22 protein-coding genes are annotated in these 23,005 nt (G+C 35.4%); 17 read left to right on the forward strand and 5 right to left on the reverse strand.

From position 1 onward, the window contains the following. Positions 1 to 212: 212 nt before the first annotated feature. The 7 genes from BN1242_RS01415 to mnhG are packed head-to-tail and all read left to right on the forward strand — an operon-like array spanning position 213 to position 5,956. Positions 213 to 2,606, forward strand: a complete 2,394-nt coding sequence (locus BN1242_RS01415; protein ID WP_062350292.1) for a Na+/H+ antiporter subunit A — start codon at positions 213 to 215, stop codon at positions 2,604 to 2,606. Next, on the forward strand, positions 2,603 to 3,025 hold the full coding sequence (locus tag BN1242_RS01420) for a Na(+)/H(+) antiporter subunit B (protein ID WP_062350295.1): 423 nt from the start codon (positions 2,603 to 2,605) through the stop codon (positions 3,023 to 3,025). Before BN1242_RS01415 ends, BN1242_RS01420 begins: the two co-directional genes overlap by 4 nt. Continuing rightward, the gene (locus BN1242_RS01425) at positions 3,025 to 3,366 is read left to right on the forward strand and encodes a Na(+)/H(+) antiporter subunit C (RefSeq protein ID WP_062350297.1); all 342 of its coding nucleotides are present in this window, start codon (positions 3,025 to 3,027) and stop codon (positions 3,364 to 3,366) included. Before BN1242_RS01420 ends, BN1242_RS01425 begins: the two co-directional genes overlap by 1 nt. Beyond that, entirely contained in the window at positions 3,359 to 4,843 is a 1,485-nt protein-coding gene (locus tag BN1242_RS01430) for a Na+/H+ antiporter subunit D (protein WP_062350300.1), read from the forward strand. Before BN1242_RS01425 ends, BN1242_RS01430 begins: the two co-directional genes overlap by 8 nt. 6 nt (positions 4,844 to 4,849) lie before the next feature. Next, positions 4,850 to 5,332, forward strand: a complete 483-nt coding sequence (locus BN1242_RS01435) for a Na+/H+ antiporter subunit E (RefSeq protein ID WP_062350303.1) — start codon at positions 4,850 to 4,852, stop codon at positions 5,330 to 5,332. Beyond that, entirely contained in the window at positions 5,332 to 5,616 is a 285-nt protein-coding gene (locus tag BN1242_RS01440) for a Na(+)/H(+) antiporter subunit F1 (protein WP_062350306.1), read from the forward strand. The genes BN1242_RS01435 and BN1242_RS01440 overlap by 1 nt, the downstream gene beginning before the upstream one ends. Further along, a complete protein-coding gene (gene mnhG / locus BN1242_RS01445) occupies positions 5,600 to 5,956 on the forward strand; it encodes a monovalent cation/H(+) antiporter subunit G (protein ID WP_062350308.1) in 357 nt (118 codons plus the stop codon). The genes BN1242_RS01440 and mnhG overlap by 17 nt, the downstream gene beginning before the upstream one ends. A 122-nt stretch (positions 5,957 to 6,078) precedes the next feature. On the opposite strand, the gene BN1242_RS01450 is transcribed toward mnhG, so the two are convergent. Both BN1242_RS01450 and BN1242_RS01455 read right to left on the reverse strand, forming a co-directional pair. After that, positions 6,079 to 6,468 carry a hotdog fold thioesterase gene (locus tag BN1242_RS01450; RefSeq protein WP_062350311.1) on the reverse strand — a complete coding sequence of 130 codons (390 nt, stop codon included), beginning with the start codon at positions 6,466 to 6,468 and terminating at the stop codon, positions 6,079 to 6,081. A 339-nt stretch (positions 6,469 to 6,807) separates the two neighbouring features. Further along, positions 6,808 to 8,043: an MFS transporter gene (locus BN1242_RS01455; RefSeq protein ID WP_238985063.1), complete on the reverse strand. Its 1,236-nt coding sequence runs from the start codon at positions 8,041 to 8,043 to the stop codon at positions 6,808 to 6,810. 334 nt (positions 8,044 to 8,377) lie between these two features. On the opposite strand from BN1242_RS01455, the gene BN1242_RS01460 reads away from it, so the two are divergent. Both BN1242_RS01460 and BN1242_RS01465 read left to right on the forward strand, forming a co-directional pair. Further along, on the forward strand, positions 8,378 to 8,974 hold the full coding sequence (locus tag BN1242_RS01460; protein WP_071435387.1) for a peptidylprolyl isomerase: 597 nt from the start codon (positions 8,378 to 8,380) through the stop codon (positions 8,972 to 8,974). 165 nt (positions 8,975 to 9,139) lie between these two features. Beyond that, positions 9,140 to 9,340 carry a hypothetical protein gene (locus BN1242_RS01465; protein WP_062350317.1) on the forward strand — a complete coding sequence of 67 codons (201 nt, stop codon included), beginning with the start codon at positions 9,140 to 9,142 and terminating at the stop codon, positions 9,338 to 9,340. Between the two features lie 292 nt (positions 9,341 to 9,632). Here BN1242_RS01465 and BN1242_RS01470 read toward each other — a convergent pair whose 3' ends face one another. Together BN1242_RS01470 and BN1242_RS01475 are read right to left on the reverse strand one after the other, a co-directional pair. Next, positions 9,633 to 10,802 (reverse strand): MalY/PatB family protein, encoded by a 1,170-nt coding sequence (locus tag BN1242_RS01470; protein WP_062350320.1) that lies wholly within the window; start codon positions 10,800 to 10,802, stop codon positions 9,633 to 9,635. 180 nt (positions 10,803 to 10,982) lie between these two features. Continuing rightward, a complete protein-coding gene (locus BN1242_RS01475) occupies positions 10,983 to 11,840 on the reverse strand; it encodes an alpha/beta fold hydrolase (protein ID WP_062350323.1) in 858 nt (285 codons plus the stop codon). Between the two features lie 519 nt (positions 11,841 to 12,359). Between BN1242_RS01475 and yugI the strand changes: the two genes are divergently transcribed. The 6 genes from yugI (at position 12,360) to BN1242_RS01505 (ending at position 19,886) form a co-directional block, all read left to right on the forward strand. Next, complete coding sequence (gene yugI / locus BN1242_RS01480) at positions 12,360 to 12,746, forward strand: S1 domain-containing post-transcriptional regulator GSP13 (protein ID WP_062350326.1); 387 nt, start codon at positions 12,360 to 12,362, stop codon at positions 12,744 to 12,746. 531 nt (positions 12,747 to 13,277) lie between these two features. Then, entirely contained in the window at positions 13,278 to 14,468 is a 1,191-nt protein-coding gene (locus tag BN1242_RS01485) for an ornithine--oxo-acid transaminase (protein ID WP_062350329.1), read from the forward strand. Between the two features lie 82 nt (positions 14,469 to 14,550). Further along, a complete protein-coding gene (locus BN1242_RS01490; RefSeq protein ID WP_062350332.1) occupies positions 14,551 to 15,240 on the forward strand; it encodes a response regulator transcription factor in 690 nt (229 codons plus the stop codon). A gap of 75 nt (positions 15,241 to 15,315) precedes the next feature. Next, entirely contained in the window at positions 15,316 to 16,317 is a 1,002-nt protein-coding gene (locus BN1242_RS01495; RefSeq protein ID WP_062350384.1) for a sensor histidine kinase, read from the forward strand. Positions 16,318 to 16,596: 279 nt separating this feature from the next. Beyond that, positions 16,597 to 17,280: an ABC transporter ATP-binding protein gene (locus tag BN1242_RS01500; protein WP_062350335.1), complete on the forward strand. Its 684-nt coding sequence runs from the start codon at positions 16,597 to 16,599 to the stop codon at positions 17,278 to 17,280. Next, positions 17,277 to 19,886, forward strand: a complete 2,610-nt coding sequence (locus tag BN1242_RS01505; protein WP_062350338.1) for an ABC transporter permease — start codon at positions 17,277 to 17,279, stop codon at positions 19,884 to 19,886. The genes BN1242_RS01500 and BN1242_RS01505 overlap by 4 nt, the downstream gene beginning before the upstream one ends. 41 nt (positions 19,887 to 19,927) lie before the next feature. Here BN1242_RS01505 and BN1242_RS01510 read toward each other — a convergent pair whose 3' ends face one another. After that, a complete protein-coding gene (locus BN1242_RS01510) occupies positions 19,928 to 20,161 on the reverse strand; it encodes a DUF378 domain-containing protein (RefSeq protein ID WP_062350340.1) in 234 nt (77 codons plus the stop codon). Positions 20,162 to 20,293: 132 nt separating this feature from the next. On the opposite strand from BN1242_RS01510, the gene BN1242_RS01515 reads away from it, so the two are divergent. After that, the gene (locus tag BN1242_RS01515; RefSeq protein ID WP_062350343.1) at positions 20,294 to 21,457 is read left to right on the forward strand and encodes an iron-containing alcohol dehydrogenase; all 1,164 of its coding nucleotides are present in this window, start codon (positions 20,294 to 20,296) and stop codon (positions 21,455 to 21,457) included. A gap of 197 nt (positions 21,458 to 21,654) precedes the next feature. Then, positions 21,655 to 23,004, forward strand: a complete 1,350-nt coding sequence (locus tag BN1242_RS01520; protein WP_062350347.1) for a glucose-6-phosphate isomerase — start codon at positions 21,655 to 21,657, stop codon at positions 23,002 to 23,004. The last annotated feature ends 1 nt before the right edge of the window (position 23,005 follow it).

Genomic DNA, 23,005 nt, shown 5'->3' on the forward strand with positions numbered 1-23,005 from the left:
TACGGTATAATGTTTTCTAAACATACAAATAGCTATCTTTGAAGAGAATCTTGATTTGTTACTTATAGAAATGACCCGAGAATGTAAGTCCTATTTTGGATTGTTCTTCACTTATAGAAGGATAAACTTGTATAATTGAATAGGTATAAACTATATGTAGCAAATATCAAGTTGTCTATAGCTTTTTTTACTATTTAGAAGGAGGGTAAAACTTGTCGGCATTACATTTTGCGATTATTTCGCCATTTATTTTTGCGATTTTCGTTCCATTTCTTTATAAGCTATTTAGAAAAATACATACAGGTTGGTTTGTTCTTCTACTCCCATCCATACTTTTCATCTATTTTCTCCAATTTATTTCAGTAACGAGAGATGGAGATACCTTTATTCGAACCGTTTCCTGGATTCCTTCGCTTCATATTGACTTCATAGCAAAAGTTGATGGATTAAGTCTCATTTTTGCTTTATTAATAACAGGAATTGGAGCATTAGTTGTTTTATATTCGATATATTATTTATCGAAAAATAAAGAGAAGCTTAATACTTTTTATGTGTATTTACTATTGTTTATGGGTGCGATGCTAGGTGTTGTACTATCTGACAACTTAATTGTTTTATATATGTTTTGGGAGTTTACCAGCTTTTCGTCATTTTTCCTGATTGGTTATTGGCATGAACGGGAAAAATCTCGTTACGGTGCACAAAAATCGATGTTAATTACCGTTTTTGGTGGTTTGTCGTTGCTTGGTGGAATTATTTTACTGTACATTATGACAGGCACTTTTAGTATTCAAGAAATGGTAGCTAATGTCGGGGTAATTACTGGGCATGCTTTATTTATTCCAGCAATGATTTTCGTCCTACTAGGTGCATTTACTAAATCTGCACAATTTCCATTTCATATTTGGTTACCAGATGCGATGGAAGCACCAACACCAGTTAGTGCTTATTTGCATTCGGCAACGATGGTTAAAGCAGGTATTTATTTAGTAGCTAGAATGACTCCGATATTCGCTTATGACCAAAGTGGTACTTGGATTTGGCTTGTAGCTGGTTTCGGTATAATAACGTTATTCTGGGGTTCATTTAATGCGGTGAAACAGACAGACTTAAAAGCTATATTAGCTTTTTCCACTATTAGCCAGCTCGGTTTAATTATGAGCCTCCTCGGTGTTGGTGCTGCTGCCCTTCACTTTAATGAATTATCGGAAAACATTTATACGATGGCGATTGTTGCTGCTGTTTTTCATTTGATTAACCATTCTACCTTTAAAGGCAGTTTGTTTATGATGGCAGGGATAGTTGACCATGAAACAGGCACTCGTGATATTAGAAAGCTCGGTGGTTTAATGACATTGATGCCGATAACATTTACGATCGCACTAATTGGGACTTTTTCGATGGCAGGTATTCCGCCGTTTAACGGTTTTTTAAGTAAAGAAATGTTTTTTACAGCGATGAAACATATTGCCAGTTTTGATTTGTTTAATTTCTCTTCATTAGGGATTTTGTTCCCAATTATTGCTTGGATTGCAAGTGTGTTCACATTTATTTATAGCATGATGTTAGTTTGGAAAACATTCACAGGTCCTTACAAGCCGGAAAAATTAGCTAAAAAGCCGCATGAAGCACCAATTGGTATGCTTATTTCGCCAATTATTTTAGTTTCATTAGTAATCATTATCGGTCTATTTCCAAACATTCTTTCTGCCACGGTTTTACCAGCTGCGGCGAATGCCATTATGCCAGAATTTATTTTTGATGTGCATATTAAAATGTGGCACGGTGTCAATTTGGAACTATTTATGACTATTGGTGTTATTGCAATTGGAACGTTACTTTATTTATCACTTTCAAAGTGGAGTCGAGTATATAGCCTATTTCCAGAGAAATTAACATTAAATAAATTATATGACGCCTTCATTCCGTCATTAGAGTCGAGTTCCAATGTCTTTATTCGCTCCCATATGACAGGATATATTCGAGCCTACTTAGCATACATTTTTATCTTCTTTATAGGAATTTTAGGAATCACGATATGGGGGAAAGATGCTTTTGTACTTAATACAGAAAACACCGCGAGTATTGGAGTTTATGAAGCTATTCTTGCCTTGTTAATAGTAATCGGTACAGTAACAATTTTAGCGTCCAAATCGCGATTAACATCCATTTTAGCGCTCGGGGCTGTTGGATATACAGTATCTCTTTATTACATTTTATTCCGTGCACCAGACTTAGCTTTGACACAATTAGTAATTGAGACTATTTCCGTTGCATTATTTTTAGTTTGTTTTTACTTTTTACCGAAAAAATTCCATCTCGAAAAAACACGGTTTAAATTAACGAACGCAATAATTTCAATCGGAGTAGGCCTTGTTGTAACGTTAATTGCTATAGCAAGTTCCAGCACAAAACTGTTCCCGTCCATTTCTAAGTATTATGAAGAGCATACGTATGATCCTGCGGGCGGTGAAAATATGGTTAACGTTATATTAGTTGACTTCCGTGGCTTTGATACGTTATTTGAAATATGTGTTTTAGCTGTGGCCGGGCTAGGTATTTATAGTTTAATTAAGCTTAGAATGACAAGGAGGAAAGAAGGATGAAAAACAAAGATATTATTTTACAAACGATTGCGAAAGTAGTATTTTTCATAATTATCCTTTTTTCCATCCACATTTTTTTTGAAGGGCATTATCGTCCAGGAGGCGGTTTTGTAGGCGGGTTAGTAACTGCTGGAGGACTTGTTTTATTACTTTTAGCCTATGATTTAAAAACGGTTAAGAAGTTAATGCCGATTAATTTTCGGATTTTAATTGGTATCGGTTTAGCAGTCGCATTATTAACTGCAAGTGCAGCGATGCTTTTCGATGTACCGTTTTTTACTCACGCATTTGACTATTTTGATTTACCACTTTTAGGTGAAACATCACTTCATAGTGCAGCATTATTTGATTTAGGTGTTTATTTGGTCGTTGTAGGAACTACCATGACCATTATTCAGACGATAGGGGAGAGTGAATAATGGAAATATTAGTAGCGATACTTGCAGGTTTTTTAATTGCAAGTGCAACTTATTTATTACTTTCCAAAAGTATTTTGCGGATGATTGTTGGAACAGGACTATTAAGCCACGGGGCACATTTGCTTATTCTTACGATGGGCGGTTTGAAAAAAGGAGCGGTACCGTTAGTAAATAAGGAAGGCCTTCCAGTATCGGATCCCCTTCCACAAGCACTGATTTTAACAGCGATTGTTATTAGCTTTGGAGTAACAGCACTTTTTTTAGTTGTTGCTTATCGCGGTTATCAGGAACTTGGTACGGACAATATGGACGAATTGAAAGGAACAGAAGGAAATGAATAATTTAGTAATACTGCCAATTGCAATTCCGCTTCTTACAGCAATCATCCTAATATTCTTTGCTAGAAAAATTGTTGTGCAAAGATATATATCCGCAATATCTATGTTATTAAATGTGATAGTTGCTTTTATGCTTATTCAACAAGTTTATGAAAATGGTGTGCAAACGTTGAATGTCGGAAATTGGCCTGCGCCATTCGGCATTACCCTCGTTTCCGATATGTTGTCGGCTTTATTAGTATTAACTACGACAATCGTCGGTTTTGCGGTCACACTTTATTCTTTTCAGTCTATTGGTGAGGATAGAGAAAAATATTATTACTATACATTTGTCCAATTTTTGTTGGCAGGGGTCATCGGTGCCTTTACAACAGGTGATATTTTCAACTTATTTGTATTTTTTGAAATTATGTTGATGGCTTCCTACGTATTACTCGTTTTAGGAGGTAGTAAAATTCAATTACGTGAAACAATCAAATACTTAACGGTGAATGTTGTTTCATCTGCGTTTTTTGTTATCGGAATTGCCTTCTTATACTCTATCGTAGGAACATTGAATATGGCACATATTTCTCAGCGTATTGCCGAATTAACGGAATTTCCAGGGATATTGACAGTGATTGCCGTCCTGTTTTTAATTGTATTTGGTTTAAAAGGAGCAATCTTCCCTTTATACTTCTGGCTTCCAGGTTCTTATTATGCTCCACCAGTTCCAGTTATGGCGTTATTCGGAGCATTGTTAACGAAGGTTGGGGTGTATTCGATTATTCGGACCTTTACTTTATTTTTCTATCATGATAAAGGTTATACACATGATATATTGCTCGTATTAGCAATAATTACTGTCTTAATCGGAGTCGTTGGTTCAATTGCTTATTGGGATATAAAGAAAATTATTATATATAACATTATTACAGCAATTGGTGTCATTTTGTATGGTGTATCTATTGCAACTGATACTGGTTTTTCTGGCTCTCTATATTATTTAATACACGATATGGTCATTAAAGCAGCGTTGTTTTTGTTAATAGGAATCATTATAAAAGTTACAGGCACTGCTAACTTAAAGCAGTTTAGTGGCTTAATTAAGACGTATCCTGTTCTTGCTTGGACGTATTTTATTGCTGCCATATCTTTAGCTGGTATTCCACCGTTTAGTGGCTTTTTTGGAAAACTGTTAGTTATTCAAAGCGGCTTTGAGGCAAATGAATTTATTGGAGCCGTCATTATTTTAATCACTAGCTTAATCACTTTATATTCTGTAATGAAAATATTTATTTACGGATTTTGGGGAGAGGCAAAGGGATATAATTCGGAACAAAAAATATCCTACAAAGCTCTGTTATTCCCAGCAATTTTATTAGTGGCCGTTTCAGTTATTTATGGGTTTGGTACCGAAGTGGTTTATCCATATATTTCCAACGCAGCGGAGACATTAACAAACCCGGATATTTATATTGAAGCGGTTTTAAAGGAGTAATGTCCGATGGCTTTTCAAATTTTATTAAATTTATTTATTGCATTTGTTTGGATGTTTTTGAAGGTAAGTTATGATCCAGCCACCTTTATTATTGGTTACTTAATAGGATTAGTGTTAATTTATTTGATGCACAAATCTTTTGCAGCAAGATTTTATTTAAGCAGTATATGGGCGGTTATTTACTTAATCTTACTATTTTTGAAAGAGTTAATTGTTGCTAACTTTAGTGTGTTAAAAATTGTATTAAAACCTAATATGGATTTCCAACCAGGAATTTTTGCTTATAAAACCATTTTAGAGAAGGACTGGGAAATTACATTATTATCTAACTTAATTACGTTAACTCCTGGAACTTTAGTTGTTGATGTTCATGAAGAGAATAATGAAAAAATCTTATATATTCACGCCATTCACGTTCCAGATGTAGACGATGCGATAGAAGGAATAAAAAGTTCCTTTGAAAAAGCAATCTTGGAGGTGAGCCGATAATGTTTCAGACAATTTTAATCATCGTTTTGGCGACTTTAACGGGTGCAATGGTCGGTTTTATTTATCGGCTCATTAAAGGTCCGACAACTCCTGATCGGGTTGTTGCATTGGACGCCATCGGAGTAACATTGATTAGCGTTACAGCGGTATTTTCGATTTTATTGGAAACAAGTGCTTTTCTTGATGTCATTTTATTGTTAGGAATTTTATCATTTATTGGAACGACGGCATTTTCGAAGTTTTTAGCGAAGGGGGTTATTTTTGACCGTGACAGAGACCGTTAAAATTATTGTAGTTGTTTTTTTACTGATCGGTGCATTTTTTAGTTTAGTGGCTGCACTTGGCGTTGTTCGATTACCTGACGTTTATACGCGTAATCATGCAGCATCGAAAAGTGCAACTTTAGGGGTTATGGTTATTTTAATTGGTACGTTCATTTATTTTTACGCTGCCGGTCATAGTAATACCCGACTGCTTTTAGCTCTTGTCTTTATTTTCCTAACTTCACCAGTTGGTGGGCACCTTATTAACCGAGCTGCATACTATTCCGGTGTGAAACTTTGGGATAAAAGTATTCGCGATGATTTAAAGGGAAAAGTGAAAATAAGAAATTTTGAAAAATAAGTAGCAAAAAAATGGCGATCTAAAAATAGAGAAGATCGCCATTTTTACATAAGTATTAGCTAGATTTTTAGAACAATCATACTTTGTTATTCTTTTTGTAGAAGTGTATAACTGATAATGGATCATCCGCTAGTTTTATCCTTTTGCACAACTGCTACTGTACATCGGGAAACGCAAATTAAGCGTTCTTCTTCATCTTTAATTTTTATATCCCAAACTTGAGTTGTCCGTCCTCTATGAAGGATGTTCGCCTCTGCTGTTACAACTCCATCTTTTTTCGCTCGAATATGATTGGCGTTAATTTCCATACCAAAACATATTTCTTTCTCTTTATCAAGTAAATGATAGGCACCGACACTGGCGACTGTTTCTGCCAATGCAACAGATGCCCCACCGTGCAAATACCCAAAAGGCTGACGTGTTCTTTCATCTACAGGCATTTTTGCCCGAACATACCCATCTTCTAAAATTTCTAATTCAATTCCGAGTGCATCTGATAAATTTTTTTCCACCCATTTATACCCCTTTCTTGTTTAGTCGTGATCGTATCGTCAATATATTACAGGCATTTATTAATTACTTCGCTACAAAGGTGAAAAATCCTTTTATGAAAAGGCATGTATTAACTTTTATACTCTGGAAGTTATTTAGGAGTTCGTTACAAGAGAAATTTTACGGTTGCTGAGAGAGCTGGATTTATGAAGGAACCGTATTTCTACGATGAGTTACTTTTAATTACTCCTTATTTTTAAAAGGTTAAAAAAAGAGCTGTCAGGAAAGATATGATCATATTCTCAGACGAACTTTTCGTTCTGATCAATCTTACGGACAGCTCGATATAAAGAATTTAATTATCTTGCTTTAGTTAACTGGCCAATTTTGGATTGGCTTGATGATGCTTCACTATCTTTTTTCGTACTCCACCAAAGCAGTAAGAACGCCGAGAATAGTATAGCACTTGTGACGAAGAATACAGATGAAATTCCGATATATCCAGAAATGATACCACCGATTGCTGGTCCAATGACATTTCCAAGAAAACGGAAACTAACATTATACCCCTGTACTTCTCCTTGAATAGATATCGGTGCGACTTGTCTTATATAAGCTGCCATACATGGGATAATACCCCCTGCAGCCATACCGAACAAGAATCGTAATAAAACAAGTTGCCAAAGGGAAGTGACTAGACCTTGAGGAATAAATAGAATTGCTCCTCCAATAAGTAACATCATAATTACTTTATCATGCCCAATTCGATCACCAAGTTTTCCCCAATTTCTTGTTGCGAGTAAATTACCAAAACCGGTTGCGGAAAAGGCTAAGCCTGCTAAAAATGCAACAGATTCTGTTTTTGTTAATTCATTCACATACAGCGCGAGTAACGGCTGAATGGTGAAGTTAGCTACTTGCACAAGTAAGGAAATGATCATAATTGTTAGCAAAACTCTTTTATGGAAGATGAATGACAAAACTTCTTTTCTAGTAAACTCTTTTTCTTGTGCTTTTTTACTCGTTTGTCTAACTTCTTTTACACCAAAAAAGACGACTAAAGTGGCTACACCAATAGCAATGGATGTGTAAATAAATGTATATTGGAAGCCGAATGTGTCTGCCAACATACCACCGATGATTGGCCCGAATAAACTTCCGGTAACATTACCAGTTTGTAATGTACCGAGTACTTGGCCAGCGATAGCTTTTGGTGTTTGTTTTGAGATCATAGCTAGAGAAGTTGGAATAAAACCTGTTACAGCGCCCATTATTAACCGTAGTATAAAAAGTTCATGAACGGTATCCATGAACCCCATTAAAAATATACTTGTAGCAATTCCTGATCCAGTTATTAAAAGGATTGGTTTATACCCGTATTTATCGCCTACTCTACCCCAAATTGGAGAAAAAATAAATGCTGTTATAAAGGTTACACCAAAAATAAAACCTGCCCAACGCTGGACATATTCCGTACTATAGTTTCCCATTGTCTCAATATACAAAGAGAGAAATGGCATAATCATCGTGGTACTTGAGGCTACCAAAAAGTTGGCAATCCACATTATGAGTACGTTCCTCTTTTCCACTTTGATTAGAATCACCTTCTTAATATTTCGTTTCTCTAAATATTATACAATAATCTACGTTAGAAAGAAAGCCTTTCGCAAACCTAAATTTAAGATTACCTAAATAATTCCGCTTATTACATCACATTTTTAAAACGCATTCTATAAAAGAAATATGAACGAAAGACGACATAGATGGCAGTTGGTGGAGATACTAACGTTTTTTCATCCGTTTATATAAAATTCATCAAAAGGTTGCATTGAATAGTATATTTGTTTTACTATCTTAAGAGGAGTTCTGTAAAAAAGTGTTAAGTATATACATATTCTTATTTTTAAAAAAATATGAGGAGCTGAAGTAATGGAAACAATTTATCCACAATTAACAGAATCTGTACAGGAAAATGAAATAGTAGCGGAAATGGAAACAAGCCAAGGTACAATTAAAATCAAGCTTTTTCCGGAGTATGCTCCGAAAACTGTAGAAAACTTTGTTACTCACGCAAAAAATGGTTACTATGAAGGAATTATTTTTCACCGTGTTATCAAAGATTTTATGATTCAAGGAGGAGACCCAACTGGAACAGGAATGGGTGGAGAAAGTATTTATGGTCAATCTTTTGAAGATGAATTTACTCCACAATTATTCAACTTCCGTGGAGCATTAAGTATGGCAAATGCAGGTCCGAATACGAATGGCAGCCAATTTTTCATCGTTCAAAATAGTGAACTAAGTTCTGGATTTCGCGAACAAATGGAAAAAGCTGGCTACCCAGCAGATGTAGTGAATTACTACGTAGAAAATGGCGGTACTCCATGGCTCGATTTCCGTCATACTGTTTTTGGTCAAGTAATCGAAGGGATGGATATTGTAGACAAAATCGCCTCCGTCCAAACAAATTCCCAAGATAAGCCATTGGAAGATGTTGTTATTCAAAAAATAATTATCATCGATTAATTTTGTAAAATTAGCCTCGGATGGAATTCGGATCAATGTGCCATTCGAGGCAATTTTTTATAAAAAAGAGAATTCCATTGCAACCGGTGCAAATTCCTTTGTTGATTTATTTTTCTGTTGTTATAATGAAAACAGTGATAATGTTTCGATGAAAGGACGGCTATTATGATCAATTGGGTATTGGGAGCAATGTTTCTGTATTTTCCAGAAGATAAAACGGAATATATACCTGCAGCAATCTCCTTTTCTATTTTTTTAATCGCTTGTATTTTCACATTTCGGTGGATTATAAAATATTCTAGAAAAGAAGAAGAAAAGACGAAGATTTTAGAAGAACAGGCGAAACTGGAGAATAAAAAGCTTTAAATGTTCGTACAGTAAAATGAAAAAAATCATTTTTTAAATCTGTTGTCATTATTCATGTTAACAAGCGGTGAATCATTGGTGTATTTGGGGGATATCGTCGTTTATTTAGGAAACGGGGCGTTTAGTTACGTTCTAAGCGCCCGTTCTGAGTTCGATTCGGACCAATGGGTTCATCCTAAATGATACAACAGCTTTGTTTGTTAAGTACGCTTTAGCTACGTCTATATGGAGTCAAAAACTTTATGTCATACCTTCAACTTCTAGTAAAGATTACAATTCATTATTAGGCTATTCATTGCAATGCTTTTTTCAACCGTTGCAATCCTTCAAGCAATGTTTCACGTGGGCATCCGATATTCATTCGGACAAACCCTTCGCCGCCGTCACCATATTTTATGCCAGGTTCTAAAGCAAGTCTGCCGATATTTATTAGGCGATCCTTTAATTGCTCATCTGTAAAGCCTAATTTGCGGCAATTAATCCATAATAGATAAGTTCCTTCTAAAGGTAACACTTCTAATGCCGGCAATTCATCTTTAAGGAATTGCTTTACATAATCTGCATTTGCCTTTACATAATCGAGCAGTTCTTCCAACCATTCTTCACCATGAGCATAGGCTGCTTCTAAAGCAACATTTCCGAATATGTTTAGCCCGTGGGAGCCAACTTTTTGCTGTTCTTTCATAACCTTTTCACGCATTTCATTGTTAGGAATAATCATGACTGATGACTGTATTCCAGGTATATTAAAAGTTTTGCTTGGTGCAATACATGTTACACTATTTTGTGCCCATCCCTCTTTTATTGAAGCAATCGGTATATGTACATGCGGTTTAAATACTAAATCACCATGAATTTCATCTGATAGGATTTGCACACCGTACTGTTCACAAAGACTGCCCATCTTATCTAACTCTTCTTTCGTCCAAACTCTGCCAACTGGGTTATGGGGATTACATAAAATGAACAGTTTTACTCCCGTTTTAAGTTTTTCTTCAAAATCAGCAAAATCTATTTCGTACTTGCCGTTTTCATATTTTAAAGGATTTTTAACAATTTCTCGGTTATTCATTTCAATCATAGAATAAAAAGGCGGATATACAGGCGTTTGTATTAGTACTTTACCGTTTTCCTTCGTTAACGCCCGGATAGTTAATGCAATGGATGTTACCACCCCAGAACTTAAAACAAACCAATTTTCATGAACTGTCCAATGATATCGGTTTTGTACCCAGTTTTTCACCGCTTGATGCAACGAGTTTGTAGGGACTGCGTAGCCGAAAACCCCATGTGCTACTCGACTCATAAGTGCCTCAGTAACTTCTGTCGGTGCTTGAAAGTCCATATCAGCAACCCACATCGGTAATAAGTCATTCGTTCCATAAATATTATCCATCATATTCCACTTAATAGAGTCGGTTTCTTTCCGATTCGTTATTGCATCAAAATTAAATTTTCCCAACCTCGTTCCCTCCTTAACAAATACTCATGAATATATTATCATAAACTATTGTAACCAGGTCATAATTTAGTCGGATTTTTCATTTCTAGCAGTGTTTTTTCTAGAATTGCCATCTAAGTACTGCCTTACAAGTAACGTTTTAGAAGAATTAAACGAGTAATAGAGGCGAAGTTCCCTCGATTAGTCTGCATTTTTGATAAACTGTTTTATATGTTTCGCTGTTGCTTCTGGCTTTTCCTCAGGAACTAAGTGGCCAGTATTTTTTAACACGATTAGTTTCGCATTTGGCAATTCCTGTGCCATCCTTTTTCCAGATGATAATGGAATGATTTTGTCAAATTCTCCCCAAATTAATAAGCAATGACTTTGTATTTTTTGCAATACATCACTGGATAAATCTCCTTCGCGATCACGAATAAATTTTGTCAGCCCTTGAAAAATTTCATTACTTTCAATGAAAGGTTGTAAATATCCCTTTACCATTTCATCGTTAATTAACTGCTGATCATATACTACCGATTCTAAATTTTTTTGTAATCCGGATCGTTTCAATAATTGTTTAACTAGTAAATAGGAAAAAGGCAAGTAACAACTCATTCGCAAACTTTGTTTCGCTTTTTTTAAGTAAGCTGAACAGGAAAGAAGGATGAGTGTTGGAAACTGTTGTGGCCAATTTTTTGCCATATATAAACAAATTTGTCCACCCATTGAGTGTCCGACTAAAATAGGGGAGTTGATTTGCAAAAAATGTAAAGCATCCTTCACCGTTCTTGCTAAATTTTCATAGGAGTATAGAAATTTCCTACCCTTCCCGCTCTTTCCAAAAGGTGGTAAATCGATAGTTACTATTTCGTAATCGTCCTTCAATAAAGGTATAAGAAACCGAAAACTAAATGAGGATGCTAGAAATCCGTGTAATAGGACGATTGTTTTAGTGGCGGTCGCGTGTGGATAAATTTCATAAAAAAGATCCATTCCATTTACATTTAAAGGTTCGTTCTTTTTCTTTAATGTGTCATTTATTTGATATTTGGACATTTTCTCCCCCCGTTGCAAAAATAACATGATCAATCTATTCCTACCTATATATGATATTTCCTTCATTGACGTTATTTTATGTGAAAAAAGAATTTTTTACGAGTAAAAGTGTAGCAGGGAAATGGTAAATGAAGGTTAATAGTAGATATTCTTTTCCTATTAGCTGAGAGACAATTAAAAAAGGACAAACACGATTGCTGTTTGTCCACTTCAAAAAGGGGGGAATACTAGAAAGCCTTGTATCAACATATTGTCCTATATCACTAAAGTTTATACATGGAATAATAAAAAAATAGAGGCTTTCATTCTATTGTTGGTTTAGGAGATACTAGGGTGTTTAATTAGAACACTAATAACTTCCCAATCATAGTTCGTCTGATTATTTAAATTTCACCAGATTACTTCTTAATCCATGTAATGCCTACCTTAGATATTTTTGATTAAACAAGTTGATTGTGATATAATTTCTCAATGTTAATAATAGACGTAGTACTGTAGATAAATTTTAGGAGTGTTTTCATGAGTGATAAAATTGAAGTGGGGATGGTTGTTAAAGGCCTAGTTACTGGCATTCAACCTTATGGTGCTTTTATCGCCCTTTCTGACAACAAGCAGGGGTTGATTCACATCTCGGAAATTACGAATGGGTACGTAAAGAATATTCATGACTTTATTAAGGTGGGTGAGGAAATTACTGTTAAAGTTTTGGCTGTCGATGAAGCAGAGGGAAAGATTAGCTTATCGTTAAAAGCTTTAAATAATCAAAGTAGTGTTAGTGAAAGAGAACGGAATAAATCAAAACTGGACAGCCTAACCGATTCATCTAACCAAGGATTTAATACGCTAAAAGAAAAACTTTCCGAATGGATTGAGCAGTCCAAAAAAGAAGGATTAATTAACAAGTAATGGACTTGCGTTCAAAACGTATTCTTCAAAAATTCAAGATAGTCTTTAACATCACAATTAAAGTATTGATTTTAGAAGAGGCTGGGACATAAGCATTTCAGATAAAGAAAAAACCGAACTATCATACGAAAATCTAGTTAAGTGCTTCGTAATAGTTCGGTTTTTTATTATTATTTATTAAAAGGCTACCCTGAAAATTCGGCTATTATCATTCACCATGGTCTATGTTAATGATGGTGTTGATTTCCGTCAATAAAATAACCATAAAAAAATGACTCTACTTTAACAACAGACAATTTAGTTTGCCCCATCTTTTTTTAATAATATAGTTTTTTCAAAAATGGATTGAGCACAACGGTCACTGCTAAATGTTTGCTTAGAACATACAAAGCGCTTTCATCATTTCCAACCCTTTGCTACAATAAATGTAAAAGCTCAATTGGGCTCGCATTTTGTATTCACCACTTACACTTTTTGGCCACTCGTTCATTTAACTTGGTAATGAACTCAATATAAGAAGGGGGAAATAGAATGAATACGACAAACAAAATCATTGAACAAACAGAAAAATTTGGTGCGAAAAACTATCATCCACTACCAATTGTCATTTCTAAAGCAGAAGGAGTATGGGTAGAGGATCCGGAAGGAAATACATATTTAGACATGTTAAGTGCTTATTCTGCGGTGAATCAAGGCCATCGCCATCCGAAAATCATTAACGCATTAAAAGCACAAGCGGAAAAAGTAACCCTTACCTCTAGAGCATTTCATAATGATCAATTAGCACCATGGTATGAGATGGTAGCAAAACTAACGAACAAAGAAATGGTGTTACCGATGAATACAGGGGCTGAAGCTGTAGAGACAGCATTAAAAGCAGCACGCCGCTGGGGATATGATGTTAAAGGTGTGGAAGAAAATCAAGCAGAAATCATCGTATGCGAAGGAAATTTTCATGGAAGAACGATTGCGGCAGTTTCCCTTTCTTCAGAAGCAGAATATAAAAGAGGTTTTGGACCACTCCTTCCTGGCATTAAGCTAATTCCATATGGAGATTTAGAAGCGCTCGAGCAGGCAATTACACCAAATACGGTTGGCTTTTTACTTGAACCGATTCAAGGAGAAGCAGGTATTATCATTCCACCAGAAGGTTATTTAAAAGGCGCCTATGATCTTTGCCAAACGAACAACGTACTATTTATTGCTGATGAAATACAAGCCGGACTAGGCCGAAGCGGGAAAATGTTTGCTTGTGACTGGGAAGGGGTAGAACCAGATATGTATATATTAGGAAAGGCCTTAGGTGGAGGAGTATTTCCGATTTCCTGTGTTGCAGCTAACAAAAATATTTTAGGAGTCTTTAATCCAGGTTCCCACGGGTCTACATTTGGCGGAAATCCGCTTGCATGTGCTGTATCCATCGCAGCCCTAAATGTTATTCTTGATGAAAACCTATCAGAACGATCTTTAGAGTTAGGTGAATATTTTACGGAAAAATTGCAAATGTTAAAAAACCCAATAATTAAAGAAGTGCGTGGCAAGGGGTTATTTATTGGTGTTGAACTATTTGAATCGGCACGTCCATATTGTGAGCAATTAAAAGAACTTGGACTGCTTTGTAAAGAAACACATGAAAATGTCATTCGCTTTGCCCCGCCATTAGTCATTACGAAGGAACAATTAGATTGGGCATTTGAAAAAATTGTCAAAGTATTAGGGTAAAAGATATACAATTATAGGAACTATTTTTCTATAAGCATTCCATTAACAATATGCCTTTAAATTTTAACAAGGAAGTTTTTATATGAAAATATTAATAGTAGAAGACGATCATACAATTGCCCTCGGCTTAGAGTATTCCTTGCAACAAGAGGGGTATTCTACCATCACATTTCATAATGTACAAGAGTCGAAGCAATTCATTGAAGCAAATATAGATGAAATTGACTTATGCTTATTTGATTTATCACTACCAGATGGGAGCGGCTATGAATTATGTAAGCTCGTTAAAAGTCTCCGTGACATCCCGGTAATTTTTTTAACTGTCATCGATGATGAAGTAAATGTTGTTATGGGGCTCGATATGGGGGCAGATGATTATATTACGAAACCATTTCGAATTCGTGAACTTATCTCCCGAATCAAAACGATTTTAAGAAGGTATAGCAAGCAGTCAATGAATCATTCGCTTAAGCAAATTGCAGGCGGAAACATTCAAATTAGTACGTTAGAAGGGAAAGTTTTTAAAAAATCTATAGAAGTCCCACTTACAGCAATGGAATATCGTCTCTTACTCATTTTAGCGAACCATCTCGGTCAAATTTTATCGCGAGCGCAATTACTGGAACAGCTTTGGGACGTGGCGGGGGACTTTGTTAATGATAATACGCTCACGGTTTATATTAAAAGATTACGGGAAAAATTAGAAGATGACCCGCAAAATCCAGTTGTAATCAAAACGATTCGTGGTTTAGGGTATAAAATGGAGAGATAGTTACATCAAAAAAGAAAATTTGTGAGGTTGCGCACCTCATTGTTAAATATATTTTTTTCAAAAGTTGGTGAATCTATGTTTCGCAACCGAGAATTAGTTCGATTTACGAGCATTTCAAGTTTAATTAGTTTAGCGGCTGCTATGGTGGCCGTCTTTTTTTCTTTTCAAATTGCAATTATTATTTTACTAATGTCAATTGTTCTTATATGTGCATTCCTCCTTTTTACATTTATCCGGTATCGAGAAATCGAGAAATTGACGAACTACTTGCGAAAAATTATGAGTGGAGAATTTCAACTAGACGTTCGAGATAACAAAGAAGGAGAATTAAGTATTTTAAAAAATGAGATTTACAAAATGACGATAATGTTATCAAAACAAACTGATGATTTAAAAGAAGAGAAAATGAAATTAACGGACGCTATTTCTGATATTTCTCATCAATTAAAGACCCCACTCACATCGATGGTCGTTATGACAGATTTATTAAGTAACGAAAATTTGCCAAAGGACAAGCGAAAAGAATTTACGAAGAAGATTCAACTTCAGTTGGAACGAATAGATTGGCTCGTCAGCTCCTTGTTAAAATTATCAAAAATTGACGCGAAAACAGCGGTATTTAAACGGGAAACGATTTATGTAAAAAAACTAATGGAAAAAGCAATAGAGCCGCTGTTAATTCCACTTGAAATAAAAAATCAAACACTCGACATTCGTGGACAAGACGACGTCGTTTTTACAGGTGATTTTCATTGGACAATGGAAGCAGTCATCAATATATTAAAAAATTGTATAGAACATACTCCAGAACATGGGATAATTAGTATTTCATTTGCCAAAAATGCCCTTTATACAGAAATAGTTGTAGAAGATAATGGGAAAGGGATTGCAAAAGAGGATTTGCCTTATATTTTTAAGCGATTTTATAAAGGTAAAAATGCCGGCGAAGATAGTGTTGGCATCGGGCTGGCAATGGCTTATAGCATTATAACTAGTCAAAATGGGGATATCGAAGTGCGCAGTGAGGAGGGTCAGGGAACCACGTTTTTCATAAAATTTTATAATAGAATTATTTAACCAATGCTCATTTAATTGGGCAAGCGAGAAAATTCCCGAAACAGGACGATAGGTTTAATTTAAATGGATCTAATGTTTCGTAATAAGACCGAAACAATATCGTATCTATTGTGATCCATCCCATTCCACCTTTTGAGAAAAGGAAAAAAATATTAAGTTTTACAAAACATTCTAAAAGCATTTAATGGGAATATGACAAAATTGTCACTGAAAAATTCACTTCGCAGTCATTTTAGACAGATAGACTGTAAATAACAATGAAATTCGGAGGTTGTTATAATGGAAATTTTAAAAATAGAACATCTGTCTAAAATTTATGGGAAAGGTGAGACAGCCGTAACTGCATTGAATGACGTATCTTTTACGGTAAAAAAGGGAGAATTTATTGCAATTATTGGTCCATCGGGATCGGGAAAGTCAACATTATTACACTTGTTAGGTGGTGTCGATCGTCCGACAAGGGGAAAAGTTTTCGTCGATAAAACGGATATATACGATTTAAATGAAACTCAACTAGCCGTTTTTCGTCGCAGACAAATCGGCTTAATTTATCAATTTTACAACTTAATTCCAGTCCTTACAGTTAAAGAAAATATGACATTACCTCTTTTATTAGATGGTCATCAAGTAAATCAAGAACATTTCAACAAAGTTGTTCAAGTTCTCGGCTTACAAGATCGGCTCGGTCATTTGCCGAACCAACTGTCAGGCGGTCAACAACAGCGCGTTTCGATTGGACGAGCATTAATGAACCAACCAGCCCTGATGCTTGCTGATGAACCAACCGGAAACTTGGATAGTAAGAACAGTAAAGAGATAGTAGATTTATTGAAACTCTTCAATAAAACATATAATCAAACATTAATTATCATTACACATGATGAGCGGATTGCACTGCAAGCGGACCGAATTATTACTATTGAAGACGGACGAATTCAAAAGGATGAGGTGATTCGTCCGTGAACATTGTTAATAAAGTAACGTTAAGAAATTTACAGCAAAACAAGCGGCGAACGTTAGTAACGATTATAGGAGTTATTATTTCAGTTGCCATGATAACAGCCGTATCAACGCTTGTCGCCTCTTTTATGGACTTAATGCAAAGACAGGCTATCGAGAATAATGGTAATTGGCATGTACTATATAAAAATGTCAATCACGATCAACTTGAAGCAATCAAAAAGGATAAAAATACAAAAGCGGTTATTATCTCCAGAGATATAGGTTATGCAGTTCTGGAAGGAAGTAAGAATGAATATAAGCCGTATTTATTTTTTAAAGAATATGACCATGCCGGATTCTCCCATTATCCGATCAACTTAATAGAGGGAAGGTTACCACTATCAGCAGATGAAGTTGTAATCTCCGAACATATTAAATCAAATGGCGGAGTTCTGTTGAAAGTTGGTGATGCATTAAACATTGAAATTGGCGAAAGGATTATGAAGGAAAATGGGGAAACGATCAATTTAGACCAATCGTGGAATTTGCAAGTAAATGATGGGAAGAGCATAGAAGAAATTATTAACAAGCGTAAACGAACTCTTACTATCGTGGGTGTTATCGAACGACCAAATTTTGAAGCCTTCTGGTCACCTGGATATACAGTGCTTTCCTTTGTTGATGAGTCTTCTTTAACAAAAGAGGATAGCTTTAACGTAGCAGTCGAGTGGAATAAAGTGAAACGTTCACTATTTGATCAAACAGAAATATTTGCCGAACAGAATAACATTGCTGAATTTAGTTTCAATCATGAACTATTACGCTATTACGGTGTCATCCGTGATGATAATCTAAACGGAGTACTTCTATCAATTGGAGCAATCTTAATGCTCGTTATTATGATTGGTTCCATATCTTTAATATATAACGCCTTTGCAATTTCTGTTTCTGAGCGGTCGAGGTATTTAGGGATGCTTTCGAGTATTGGAGCAACGAAAAAGCAAAAACGAGATTCTGTATTCTTTGAAGGATTTGTCATTGGAGGAATAAGTATTCCATTAGGCGTTATTGCTGGAATTACAGGGATTGGTATTACTTTAACGTATATTAACCACTTTTTCCAAAATGCGATGGATACGGAGTTAAGACTGAAACTAACGATAACACCAGTTTCCATTATTATTGCGGTCTTATTATCCGCCTTAACAATCTTTATCTCAACATATATTCCAGCAAAACGGGCTTCAAAAATTACGGCTATTGATGCCATTCGCCAATCTAAAGATGTAAAACTAACAAGTAGGGCAGTTAAAACATCTAAACTTGTAAGAAAAATTTTTGGTATTGAAGCTGAAATTGGGTTGAAAAACTTAAAAAGGAATAAAAGACGTTACCAAACGACCGTTTTTTCTCTCGTCATTAGTATCGTACTATTTTTAACAGTATCTTATTTTACCAATAGCTTACAGAAATCTTTTGAGCTTACTCAGTTTGGTGAAGACCAAGATATAACAGTTCGCTTTGATAAAGTAGAGGATGGTAAAATTCGTAACAATAACGAAAACATAGAGAAAATTGTCTCCTTACAGGAAATAACCGAGTATAGTCTGATGGAAGATGGATCATTTCAAACAGAAATCGATGAAAGTCTTATTCCAAAAACATACGATGGCCAAATCCATCAGCTAGAAAATGGGAAATTTGAGTTTTATATTAATTTGCATGGTTTAGACGATAAGACGCTTCATAATTACGCTAAACAAATAGGCATGGATATGGGAAAACTAAATGGACAAGGGCAAGATTCATATCCAGCAATTCTTATCAATGTGAATAAATATCAAGATAGTAATAGAGGGAAATATATTGAAGAAAAGTCGTTGATGAATATAGAGGAAGGTCACAAACTAATCATACGTAAGCAAAATTACGAGACGAATGAGACTAAAGAAATAGGTACTTTAAAGATTGCACAAATAACGGATCAATATCTCATGGGAATTTACCAACAAAACTATCCAGGTAATATTCATATGATTGTATCGGAAAAAACATTCAATGAGCTAATTGAAAAGAACAATCTGGAAAGACACTCTGATTTTCTTTACTTAAAGAGTTCTGATCCAATGAAAACAGAAGATGACATTAAAGCGTTGGGACTTACCGGATATAGTGTCTATAATTCCTATAAATCAAAGGAGTCGGATAGAAATTTTGCCATGATGTTATCAGTTTTTATTTACGGATTTATAGCATTGATTACAGCAATTACAATTTCTAATATTTTCAACACAATTTCTACTAGTATTGCTTTAAGGAAACGGGAATTTGCAATGTTAAAGTCTGTTGGAATGACTCCTAAAGGCTTTAATAAAATGATTAATTATGAAAGTATTTTCTATGGCTTAAAATCACTCATTTATGGACTACCAATTAGTATCATTGTTATCTATTTAGAATACCGTTCGTTCCAAGGAAGTTTCGTTTATCAATTTGAGCTACCATGGCTAAGTCTTGCTATAGTGATAATTGGAGTATTCCTTATCGTCGGAACCGCGATGGCCTACTCCAGTGCAAAAATCAAAAAAGAAAACATCATCGATGCACTAAAAGAAGAAAACATTTAAAAAAACGGAGACTGTCCCCATTGATTGGGGACAGACCCCTTTTAACGGGTTGTTCTTGGTTCAGGTGAACGACTAACTGCCTCGCTCGGTTTAAAGAGGAGACCAAGGTTAATTAGTCCGGCAAGTCCAACTAAACCGTAAATGATTCTTGAAAGTGCTGATGCTTGACCGCCAAATATCGCTGCTACTAAATCATATTGAAAAAATCCAATTAATCCCCAGTTAAGAGCACCAATAATGGTAAGGACAAGCGCAATTCGTTGTAACCCGCTCATTTAAATCCCTCCTTAACAATAAAAATTAATGCAAGTATAGATTGTGAAAAAATAATATTTTCTATGCATCGACAAATTTTATTATTAATAGTAAAAAAAGTGTATGATATTATATAAATGGAGGTGAACAATGTGAAAAATTTTACATATTACAATCCTACAAAGTTAATCTTTGGAAGAGGACAAGTAGAACAATTAAAAACTGAGCTTGCCCAATACGGAAAGAAACTATTGCTTGTGTATGGCGGTGGCAGTATTAAACGGAGCGGTCTATATGATGAAGTAACGAAGCTGCTCGAAGAAATGAACATAGAAGTATTTGAACTACCAGGAGTAGAACCAAATCCGCGAATTAGTAGTGTTCGAAAAGGGGTAGACATTTGCAAAAAAGAAGGAATCGAATTTTTACTAGCAGTTGGTGGCGGTAGTGTTATTGATTGTACAAAAGCGATTGCAGCTGGCGCTAAATATGATGGCGATCCTTGGGATATTGTTACAAAAAAAGCGGAAGTTAAAGCAGCCCTTCCATTTGGAACAATCCTTACATTAGCAGCTACTGGTTCAGAAATGAATTCTGGTTCTGTAATTACAAATTGGGAAACGAATGAAAAATATGGGTGGGGCAGTCCACTAACTTTCCCGAGATTTTCAATTTTAGATCCTGTGAATACATTCACGGTTCCAAAAGATCAAACAATTAATGGAATAGTAGACATGATGGCCCATGTGTTTGAACATTATTTTCACTTAGAAACAAATACACCGCTACAAGATCGACTTTGTGAGTCTATTTTACAAACAGTAATGGAAACAGCACCGAAACTGTTAAATGACTTACAAAATTATGAATATCGGGAAACAATTTTGTATTGTGGGACAATGGCATTAAATGGAATGGTACAAATGGGCTTCACCGGTGATTGGGCAACCCATAACATCGAACATGCCGTCTCTGCTATCCACGATATACCACATGGTGGTGGCTTAGCAATTCTTTTTCCAAATTGGATGAAACATAACTTGTCCGTTAATCCAGCAAGATTTAAACAACTTGCTGTACGAGTATTCCAAGTCGATCCGACAGGAAAAACCGATGAAGAAGCAGGACTTGAAGGGATTGAAAAACTTCGTGAATTTTGGAACAGTATCGGTGCTCCAAGCAGATTAGCGGAGTACAATATTGATGAAAGTTCACTAGATCTTCTCGTCGACAGGGCAATGCGCCAAGGTGAATTTGGTGTGTTCAAAAAATTAACAACCGAAGATGTGTTAGCTATTTATAAAGCGTCTCTTTAACGCCATTAATTAAAAAATCATCAGTCGCAATCATTTTTTAGCGATAATTTATCGTTATGATAAAATCAATGATTGTATGTGAAAAAATTAAAAAGCTAGTGGTAATAAAATTTAAAATAGCGCATAATGAAAAGGAAAAATCAAATTAGAAGTGGTTTAGCTACTTTAAGTTTTTGCAGTAAACTGGAGGTAAAGTAATGACACATATTACATTCGATTATTCAAAAGCACTTACTTTTTTCAACGAACACGAAATTACTCAAATGAAAGACTTAGTCAAAGTAAGCCACCATGCCCTTCACGAAGGAACTGGTGCAGGCAGTGATTTTCTTGGCTGGATAGACTTACCGGTGAATTATGATAAAGAGGAGTTCTCTCGGATTCAAAAAGCAAGTGAAAAAATTAAAAACGATTCCGATGTTTTACTCGTTATCGGTATTGGTGGTTCTTATTTAGGTGCACGTGCGGCAATTGAAATGTTGAATCACAGCTTTTACAATGCCTTATCAAAAGAACAGCGCCAAACACCACAAGTAATCTTTGTGGGGAATAATATTAGCTCTTCCTATATGGTTGATGTAATGGACTTGTTGCAAGACAAAGATTGGTCAATTAACGTCATTTCCAAATCAGGTACAACAACAGAACCAGCACTAGCCTTCCGTGTTTTCAGAAAACTTTTAGAGGAGAAATATGGTTCTGAAGAGGCGAGAAAACGAATTTATGCAACAACAGATAAAGCACGTGGAGCGCTTCGAACATTAGCAACGGAAGAAGGCTATGAAACATTCGTTATTCCTGATGATGTTGGTGGTCGTTACTCTGTTTTAACAGCAGTAGGATTACTTCCAATTGCAGTAAGTGGAGTAAATATTGAGGAAATGATGAATGGAGCGGCACAAGCAAGGGAAGACTTCGGAAAATCAGAACTTGAAGAAAATGCAGCTTATCAATACGCTGCTATCCGTAATATTTTATACAACAAAGGTAAAACAATTGAAATGCTCATTAACTATGAACCAGGCTTACAATATTTTGCTGAATGGTGGAAACAATTGTTTGGCGAGAGTGAAGGAAAAGATCAAAAAGGTATATATCCGTCATCTGCCAATTTCTCCACCGACCTTCACTCATTAGGACAATATGTTCAAGAAGGGCGGAGAGACTTATTCGAAACAGTTATAAAAGTAAATCAACCACGTCATGAATTAACTATCGAAGCAGAAGCAAATGATTTAGATGGCTTAAATTATTTAGCTGGTAAAACTGTAGATTTCGTCAACAATAAAGCATTTGAAGGAACATTACTTGCTCACACAGACGGCAATGTACCTAACTTAGTTGTTGAAATTCCAGCAATGGACGCCTATACATTCGGTTATCTCGTCTATTTCTTTGAAAAAGCATGTGCAATGAGCGGATACTTATTAGGAGTCAATCCATTTGACCAACCTGGAGTAGAAGCATACAAAGTGAATATGTTTGCACTTTTAGGCAAACCAGGCTTTGAAGAGAAGAAAGCAGAATTAGAAAAACGCTTAAAATAAA

Source organism: Bacillus kwashiorkori (genome assembly GCF_001375515.1).
Classification (GTDB): Bacteria; Bacillota; Bacilli; order Bacillales; family Caldibacillaceae; genus Bacillus_BK; species Bacillus_BK kwashiorkori.

Coding starts and splice junctions, on each gene's coding strand:
- BN1242_RS01420 (WP_062350295.1), top strand. CDS start 2,603: ATGAAAAACAAAGATATTATTTTACAAACGATTGCGAAAGTAGTATTT.
- BN1242_RS01435 (WP_062350303.1), top strand. CDS start 4,850: ATGGCTTTTCAAATTTTATTAAATTTATTTATTGCATTTGTTTGGATG.
- BN1242_RS01465 (WP_062350317.1), top strand. CDS start 9,140: ATGATCAATTGGGTATTGGGAGCAATGTTTCTGTATTTTCCAGAAGAT.
- BN1242_RS01430 (WP_062350300.1), top strand. CDS start 3,359: ATGAATAATTTAGTAATACTGCCAATTGCAATTCCGCTTCTTACAGCA.
- BN1242_RS01485 (WP_062350329.1), top strand. CDS start 13,278: ATGAATACGACAAACAAAATCATTGAACAAACAGAAAAATTTGGTGCG.
- BN1242_RS01490 (WP_062350332.1), top strand. CDS start 14,551: ATGAAAATATTAATAGTAGAAGACGATCATACAATTGCCCTCGGCTTA.
- BN1242_RS01475 (WP_062350323.1), bottom strand. CDS start 11,840: ATGTCCAAATATCAAATAAATGACACATTAAAGAAAAAGAACGAACCT.
- yugI (WP_062350326.1), top strand. CDS start 12,360: ATGAGTGATAAAATTGAAGTGGGGATGGTTGTTAAAGGCCTAGTTACT.
- BN1242_RS01495 (WP_062350384.1), top strand. CDS start 15,316: ATGTTTCGCAACCGAGAATTAGTTCGATTTACGAGCATTTCAAGTTTA.
- BN1242_RS01500 (WP_062350335.1), top strand. CDS start 16,597: ATGGAAATTTTAAAAATAGAACATCTGTCTAAAATTTATGGGAAAGGT.
- BN1242_RS01440 (WP_062350306.1), top strand. CDS start 5,332: ATGTTTCAGACAATTTTAATCATCGTTTTGGCGACTTTAACGGGTGCA.
- BN1242_RS01460 (WP_071435387.1), top strand. CDS start 8,378: ATGGAAACAATTTATCCACAATTAACAGAATCTGTACAGGAAAATGAA.
- BN1242_RS01520 (WP_062350347.1), top strand. CDS start 21,655: ATGACACATATTACATTCGATTATTCAAAAGCACTTACTTTTTTCAAC.
- BN1242_RS01510 (WP_062350340.1), bottom strand. CDS start 20,161: ATGAGCGGGTTACAACGAATTGCGCTTGTCCTTACCATTATTGGTGCT.
- BN1242_RS01425 (WP_062350297.1), top strand. CDS start 3,025: ATGGAAATATTAGTAGCGATACTTGCAGGTTTTTTAATTGCAAGTGCA.